Origin of the sequence: Phreatobacter sp., from assembly GCF_022843985.1 — a bacterium.
Lineage (GTDB): Bacteria > Pseudomonadota > Alphaproteobacteria > Rhizobiales > Phreatobacteraceae > Phreatobacter.
The window spans coordinates 1-6,615 of record NZ_JALHMP010000053.1; the positions used below are offsets into that span (position 1 = coordinate 1).

The 6,615-nt window shown below is 68.6% G+C and carries 9 protein-coding genes; 4 read left to right on the forward strand and 5 right to left on the reverse strand.

Annotated features, from left to right (window positions below; all coding sequences use genetic code 11):
• Positions 1–613, forward strand: a 613-nt coding sequence (locus Q0C57_RS21045) for an outer-membrane lipoprotein carrier protein LolA (RefSeq protein ID WP_296579889.1), incomplete at its 5' end; no start/stop codon positions are given.
• A 70-nt stretch (positions 614–683) separates the two neighbouring features.
• Here the strand turns inward: Q0C57_RS21045 and Q0C57_RS21050 are convergent.
• Positions 684–1,595 (reverse strand): ABC transporter permease, encoded by a 912-nt coding sequence (locus tag Q0C57_RS21050; RefSeq protein WP_296579891.1) that lies wholly within the window; start codon positions 1,593–1,595, stop codon positions 684–686.
• 68 nt (positions 1,596–1,663) lie between these two features.
• Complete coding sequence (gene ftsE, locus Q0C57_RS21055) at positions 1,664–2,350, reverse strand: cell division ATP-binding protein FtsE (RefSeq protein ID WP_296579920.1); 687 nt, start codon at positions 2,348–2,350, stop codon at positions 1,664–1,666.
• Positions 2,351–2,480: 130 nt separating this feature from the next.
• On the opposite strand from ftsE, the gene Q0C57_RS21060 reads away from it, so the two are divergent.
• The 3 genes from Q0C57_RS21060 (at position 2,481) to Q0C57_RS21070 (ending at position 4,471) form a co-directional block, all read left to right on the forward strand.
• Positions 2,481–3,437: an MJ0042-type zinc finger domain-containing protein gene (locus Q0C57_RS21060; protein WP_296579923.1), complete on the forward strand. Its 957-nt coding sequence runs from the start codon at positions 2,481–2,483 to the stop codon at positions 3,435–3,437.
• 108 nt (positions 3,438–3,545) lie between these two features.
• The gene (gene hpt / locus Q0C57_RS21065) at positions 3,546–4,076 is read left to right on the forward strand and encodes a hypoxanthine phosphoribosyltransferase (protein ID WP_296579926.1); all 531 of its coding nucleotides are present in this window, start codon (positions 3,546–3,548) and stop codon (positions 4,074–4,076) included.
• Positions 4,077–4,081: 5 nt separating this feature from the next.
• A complete protein-coding gene (locus tag Q0C57_RS21070; RefSeq protein ID WP_296579928.1) occupies positions 4,082–4,471 on the forward strand; it encodes a response regulator in 390 nt (129 codons plus the stop codon).
• Positions 4,472–4,497: 26 nt separating this feature from the next.
• Here Q0C57_RS21070 and ppa read toward each other — a convergent pair whose 3' ends face one another.
• The 3 genes from ppa to Q0C57_RS21085 form a co-directional block, all read right to left on the reverse strand.
• Complete coding sequence (gene ppa, locus Q0C57_RS21075; protein ID WP_296579930.1) at positions 4,498–5,037, reverse strand: inorganic diphosphatase; 540 nt, start codon at positions 5,035–5,037, stop codon at positions 4,498–4,500.
• A gap of 99 nt (positions 5,038–5,136) precedes the next feature.
• Positions 5,137–5,646 (reverse strand): GNAT family N-acetyltransferase, encoded by a 510-nt coding sequence (locus tag Q0C57_RS21080; protein ID WP_296579932.1) that lies wholly within the window; start codon positions 5,644–5,646, stop codon positions 5,137–5,139.
• A gap of 173 nt (positions 5,647–5,819) precedes the next feature.
• A partial coding sequence (locus tag Q0C57_RS21085) for a TIM44-like domain-containing protein (RefSeq protein WP_296579934.1) occupies positions 5,820–6,615 on the reverse strand: 796 nt, incomplete at its 5' end.

A 6,615-nucleotide genomic window follows, 5' to 3' on the forward strand; every position in this document is an offset into this window, starting at 1 on the left:
CGCGGCCCCGGCTGGCAGCGCTGCCCTGTCACCGCCGGTGCGCCGGCCGGCGCCGCGCGCCGCCCGCGGGGTGGACGCCGATTCCCGCGACATCGCCCAGCAGGTCAACGCCTATTTCAACAGCATCCGCTACCTGCAGGGCGACTTCGTCCAGGTCGGTCCCGACGGCCGCCGCACCACCGGCCGGCTCTATCTCGACAAGCCCGGCAAGATCCGTTTCCAGTACAATCCGCCAAGCCCGGTCGAGGTTATCGCCGACGGCCAGTCGGTGGCTGTGCGCGACCGCCGGCTCAACACCCAGGACATCTATCCCCTGTCGCAGACGCCGCTGCGCTTCCTGCTTTCGGACCGGGTCGATATCCTGCGCGACGCCAATGTCACCTCGGTCACGCGCGATCCGGAATATGTCATCGTCATGCTGGAGGAACGCCAGGCACTCGGCGGCACCAACCGGCTGATGGTCCTGTTCAACGCTGCCGACATGACGCTGCGCCAGTGGACCGTCTACGATGCCCAGGGCTACGAGACCTCGGTGGCGCTGCACAATCTCGATCCGCGCACCCGGCCGGACCAGCGGCTCTTCCGCATCAATTACCAGCGCCTGCTGGATTGACGGTGTCTCTGGATCGCAGGCTTGCGGGCGGTTACCGACCCATTCGGGTCGCGCAAGGCTCCCGGCAAGCCTAGTCGATCGCCCCGAGCGTCCTCACCACCGTCCAGCGGCAGGTGAGGGCGGCGACCGCGGTGACCAGCACCACGAGCCCGGCAATGGCGGCATAGCCGGTCGCCCCGAGGGCGAAGGATCCGAACAGGGCCTCGATCTGGTCGCCGCCGGCCGTCGCCCGCCAGCGCGCGGCGATGAAGCCAGAGAGCATGATGGCACCGAGCGCGGCAAACCCGCCGGCCAGACTTCCCTTCAGCGCCAGCCAGAGGAAATGGCGCTGGAACTCACCGGCGATGAAGGCGTCGCGCGCGCCGACGAAATGCAGCACCTCGACCACCGGGCGGTTGGTCTCCACCGCCGCGCGGGTGGCGAAGACGACGGACAGGCCCGTCGCGGCGATCATCAGTGCGACGATGACAAGGCCGACGACGATCACAGCCCGCGCCATGGCCCTGAGCCGGTCGAACCACTGGCGGTGGTCGTCGAGACTGGCGGAAGGAACTGCGGCCGTCAGCGCCCGCCGGAAGGTCTCCATGTCGGTGCGCCGGTCGTCGGCGAGCTTGACGACGATCAGCCGCGGGATCGGCAGATCCTCGGCGCCGAGGCCGGTGCCGAGCCAGGGCTCCAGCATGCGGCGCGTCTCGGCGGCGGTATAGGGCGAGACATCGGCGACGCCGGGAAAGCGCACGGCGATCTCGGTGGCGCGCGCGACGTCGGCGTTGAGGTCCCGCCCGGCGACCGGCCGCACCTGGATCGTCGCCTCGCGGACGATGGAGGACGTCCAGTCCGCGGCTGCCGTCCGGACGAGGTCGACGCTGCCGACGGTGAGAGAACCGAGGAAGGTCATGATGGCGATGATGACGGCGAGGGCGCGGCCGGCGATGGAGGAGGGCGGCACCAGCGAGGCGCCGCGCGGGCGTGCCGCGGTCACCGGGGGCCCATCGTCGCGGTCCCGGCTGACCAGCCAGTGGCGCAGGGATGCGCTTCGGCGGGTCCCGGTCACCACCCGCCCGCCTCCAGGTGATGCGGGTCGCTGATCGTCAGACCGCCCTCGCGAATGACAAGCTGGCGCGCCTCCACCTGGTCCAGCAGCGACAGGTCGTGGGTGGCGATCAGCACGGCGGTGCCGGTGCGGTTCAACTCGACAAAGAGGCGCAACAGCCGCTTTGCCAGCGGCGGGTCGACATTGCCCGTCGGCTCGTCGGCCAGCAGCATCTCCGGGCGGACGATGACAGCACGGGCGATGGCCGCCCGCTGCTTTTCGCCGCCGGAAAGGATGGGCGGATAGGCGTCGATGCGCTCGCCGAGGCCGACCCATTCGAGCAGATCGACCACCTCGGACCGGTAGCTCGCCTCGTCCTTGCCGAGGACGCGCAGCGGCAGAGCGACGTTCTCGTAGGTGGTCAGGTGGTCCAGCAACCGGAAGTCCTGGAAGACGATGCCGATGCGGCGGCGCAGGACCGACAGTTCGTCCTTGGAGAGGCGCGATGTGTCGTGACCGAAGACGGTGACGATGCCGCGCGTCGCGCGCAGCGACAGGAAGAGCAGCTTCAAAAGGCTCGTCTTGCCGGCGCCGGACGGCCCGGTGAGGAACTGGAACGAATGCGGTTCGATGCCGAAGGAGAGGTCCTTCAGCACTTCGGGACCCAGCCCGTAGCGCAAACCGACATTCTCGAAACGGACCAAGGCGTCGTCTTTCCTCTCTCGGCCGGCGATTCGGCCATCATGATCATGCCACGGCCGGGGACTTAACCGCCAATTAACCACGCTGCGCAAAGGTGGAGGGGAGGGACAACCGTCCCGAGGCACCGCACCCATGCTGATCGTCTGCCCTTCCTGCGCGACGGCCTTCAAGGTCACGAAATCCGTCCTGGGCGATGCCGGCCGGCAGGTTCGCTGCGCCCAGTGCCGGACGGTGTGGCTGGCGACGTCGGAGAGCGCGATCGAGGAACCGGCCCTGGCGCCCGCCGGGGCGGTTGCGGCCCGAGCCGGAAGCGCGCCGCGGGATCAGGTCGACGACGATGCCGACTGGGGCGCGGCCTTCGCCGAGGAGGCCGGTAGCAAGGGCGACGGCCAAGCCAGCGGGACTGGCGACGACAAGGACGGAACCGGCGATGCCGGCAAGGCCAACGCCGACCTCTTCGCCGAGACGGCGGTGCCGGAAGCTGCATCGCCGTCGCTGCAGCCTGACGCCGAGGTCCCGGCGCTGCCTGCCCGCGCGATGGAGCGCGATGACGAGCCGCCGGTGTCCCGCGGCGGCCGCGGCGCATCGGCGCCGGAGCCGATCCGCCGCCGTCCACGCCCCTCGCTCCCGCGTCCGCGGGGGCAGTCGATCCGGGTGTCGCCGCCGATGTTCATTCTGCTCGTGGGCGCGGCGATCATCGCCAGCCTGCTGTTCGGGCGCGAACATGTGGTGCGCACCGTTCCCGATTCCGCCGGCCTTTACGAGAGCATCGGTCTGCCTGTGAACCTTCGCGGCGTCGAATTCCGCGATGTGAAGGGCGCCAACGAGATCGTCGACGGCGTGGTGGTCCTCGTCGTCGAGGGCCAGCTGGTCAATATTTCCGGGCAGTCCGTCGAACTGCCGCGGCTGCGTCTCGCCGTCCGCGATGCCGGCGGCAAGGAGATCTATACCTGGACCGCGACCCCGCCGACGGCCCGCCTCGGCCCCGGCGGCAGCGCCCCCTTCCGCTCGCGCCTTGCCTCGCCGCCGCCCGATGGCGCCAGCGTCGAGGTGCGGTTCTTCACCCGTCTGGATGCGGCCGGCCGCTAGGATCCGGCGGCCTCCGGCCGAAATCTGATACGTGGTGACGCCGGAGGCACGGCAGGGTACACCTCGTCAAACGGGTCTCGCATGGCGGGAGCCGTCGGAGCCCGATCGATGACCCGAGACAATATCCGCGTTCTGTTCTCCGCCGAGGCCATTGCCGAGCGCAACAAGGCCCTGGTCCAGGAGATCGCCGCCACCCAGCCCGAACGGCTCCTGGTGGTCGCCGTGCTGAAAGGCAGCTTCGTCTTCGCCGCCGACCTGATCCGTTCGATGGATGCCGCCGGCATGGCACCCGAGGTGGAGTTCATGTCGCTGTCGTCCTATCTCGACGGCACGATCTCCACCGGTCAGGTCAAGGTGCTGCACGATGTCGAAAGTCCGGTCGACGGACGCGATATCCTGCTGGTCGACGACATCCTCGAAAGCGGCCGCACGCTGACCTATGCCAAGGACCTGCTGATGGCGCGCGGCGCGCGCTCGGTTCGCATCTGCGTGCTGCTGGAGAAGCCGGGCAAGCGCGCGGTGCATCTGGTCGCCGACCATGTCGGCTTCACCTGCCCGGACGTCTTCGTCGTCGGCTACGGCATGGACGTTGCCCATGCCTGGCGGCAATTGCCCTTTGTCGGCGTGATCGGGGACTGACCGGAGTGGCCCGGATTCTCGTCGCCGAGGATGACGCGCCGGTGCGCGCCTTCGTCTGCCGTGCCCTGATGATCGACGGCCACAGCGTGACCGAGGCGGAGGACGGCGCCGAGGCGCTCGCCATCCTGGAGCGCGAGAAGGGGGGCTTCGACCTGCTGCTGACCGACATCCGCATGCCGCTGATGGACGGGATCGCCCTGGCGCTGGCGGCCGCGCCGCAATTTCCCGCTCTCGTCATTCTGCTGATGACCGGCTATGCCGACCAGCGCGAGCGGGCCCATGGGCTGGAGGCGCTTGTCCACGACGTGGTGACCAAGCCCTTCAGCCTCGCCGACATCCGCGCCAAGGTGGCGGAAGCGCTGGCGGCCGGTCCGACGCGGCCGCCCGGGGGCTGAACGGCGAGGGTCGTTCCGGGGGCTGTTCAGCCGCCCTTGGCCTTCTTGGCGCGATCGATCGCCTCGATGATCAGGCGTCGGGCTTCGCTGGCATCGCCCCAGCCGACCACCTTCACCCACTTGGAGGATTCCAGGTCCTTGTAGTGGGAGAAGAAGTGCTCGATCTGTTTCAGCGTGATCTCGGGCAGGTCCTTGATGTCGTGGACGTTCTCGTAGCGGCGGGTGAGCCGGGGGACGGGAACCGCGACGATCTTCTCGTCACCGCCGGCCTCGTCCTCCATCTTCAGCACGCCGACGGGACGGCAGGCGACGACCGCGCCCGGCACGATGCCGCGCTGGTTGGCGATGAGGACGTCGCAGGGGTCGCCATCCTCGGACAGGGTGTGCGGGATGAAGCCGTAATTTCCGGGATAGCGCATCGAGGTGTAAAGGAAGCGATCGACCACCAGCGTGCCGGCGTCCTTGTCCATCTCATATTTGATCGGCTCGCCGCCCACCGGCACCTCGACGATGACATTGACCTCGTCGGGCGGGTTCTTGCCAATGGAAATGGCGTCGATACGCATCGGTTCTGTCTCCGGACGGATAGGACGCCTCGTTAGCCGCAACAAGGCCCCGGCCGCAAGTGCCGCACTGCAAAATCGCAATTGCGAAAAAAGGGGTGGTCAGGAAGCCCAGCCGAAGGCGGTCTTGTCCAGGGCGCGGTCGCCGAAGGTCTCGGAAGACCTGGCGATCGGCTTGCCGCCGAGGCTGCGGTAGAACCGCATGGCGGCGTCGTTGTCGCTGAGGGCCCAGATGACCAGACTGTCGAGGCCGTGCGCCTCGAGGTCCTTGCGCGCCGATTCGAACAGCCGGCGGCCGAGGCCGATGCCGATGAATTTCGGCCTGAGGTAGAGTTCGTAGATCTCACCCTCGTAGCTGAGGGCCTTGGCGCGGTTGCGGCCGTAATTGGCATAGCCGGCCACTTCGTCGCCGAAGCCGAGCAGCGCGATCCGGTTGCCCTTGCGGATCGCCGCATCCCACCAGCCGGGACCCCGCTTGGCGATGAGCTTTTCCAGCTCGGCACCGGGGATCAGGCCGCGATAGGCGGCGCGCCAAGCCTCGTCATGGACCTCTGCCACGATCGGGGCGTCGGATTTCCGCGCCAGGCGGATTTCGGTTGTGACAGTCTTCATCGCCCTCGGATGGAAACACGAGACCGGTTGCACCGCAACGGTTTCGTTAAGACTTCATCAACAGGTATGGACAAAGGGTTAATATCAACAGGCTGCGGCGATCGCCGTCCGCCCAAGCAAAAGCCCCGGCGCGCGGGCCGGGGCTTGCAGGTGTCGAAAAGAGGCGCGGGTGCTCAGGCCTGCTGGATCGCCGAGAGCTGCCAGGCACCACCGTGGGGGCGGCGGAAGGTCCACAGTTCCACGGCCTCGTCGCCCTGCGGATTGCCGCTGACGACCCGGCCGGAGGCGCGCTCGACCGTCAGGTCGGTGCGGGAGAACCGCATGGCGACCGTCGCATAGTCGCCGTCCTGCTCGCGCCAGGCTTCCGCAAGGTCGCCCTGCAGCAGGCGGACGTCAGAGATGCGGTTCACGAGACCCTTGGAGGCCGCTTCCTTCATGTCATCGGCGAAGTAGCCGACCATTTCCGGGGTGGCCATGGCCCGCAGGCCGTTCATGTCCTCGCGCGAGTAAGCCTCGTTGACGTTGGTCAGCAGGCGCTCGAAGGCGTCGTAGTCCTGCGCGGTCACGCCGATCGTGTCGGACGGTCCGGCGGCAGCCGCCACCGAGCCGCCGGCCATGCCGGGGATGACGTGGTTCTGCGGGACGCCCATTGGCGCATTGCCGGGAGCGGCGCCGAGGCCCGAGCGGGCCATGGCCGGCTGCGGCGCACCATTGGTCTGGCGACGGCCGCGCACCAGGCGGACGATGAGGTAGATCACGCCGGCGATGAGCGCGAACTGGAAGAGGAAGCCGAGCATGCCCATCAGCGAGCCGAGGCCTCCCATGAAGCCCTGACCGGAGAGCAGGCCGAACAGGCCGGCGCCGAGGAAGCCGGCGGCGAGACCCATGCCGAGGCCGCCGAAGCGCGAGCCCTGGGCTGCTGCCGGAGCCGGCGCGCCGGGGCGGGCCGCCATGCCGGGCTGCTGCATG

What these genes read in the sequence shown, in the direction of transcription:
- Q0C57_RS21080 (WP_296579932.1), bottom strand. Translation starts at nt 5,646, where the DNA reads ATGAAGACTGTCACAACCGAAATCCGCCTGGCGCGGAAATCCGACGCC.
- hpt (WP_296579926.1), top strand. Translation starts at nt 3,546, where the DNA reads ATGACCCGAGACAATATCCGCGTTCTGTTCTCCGCCGAGGCCATTGCC.
- ppa (WP_296579930.1), bottom strand. Translation starts at nt 5,037, where the DNA reads ATGCGTATCGACGCCATTTCCATTGGCAAGAACCCGCCCGACGAGGTC.
- Q0C57_RS21060 (WP_296579923.1), top strand. Translation starts at nt 2,481, where the DNA reads ATGCTGATCGTCTGCCCTTCCTGCGCGACGGCCTTCAAGGTCACGAAA.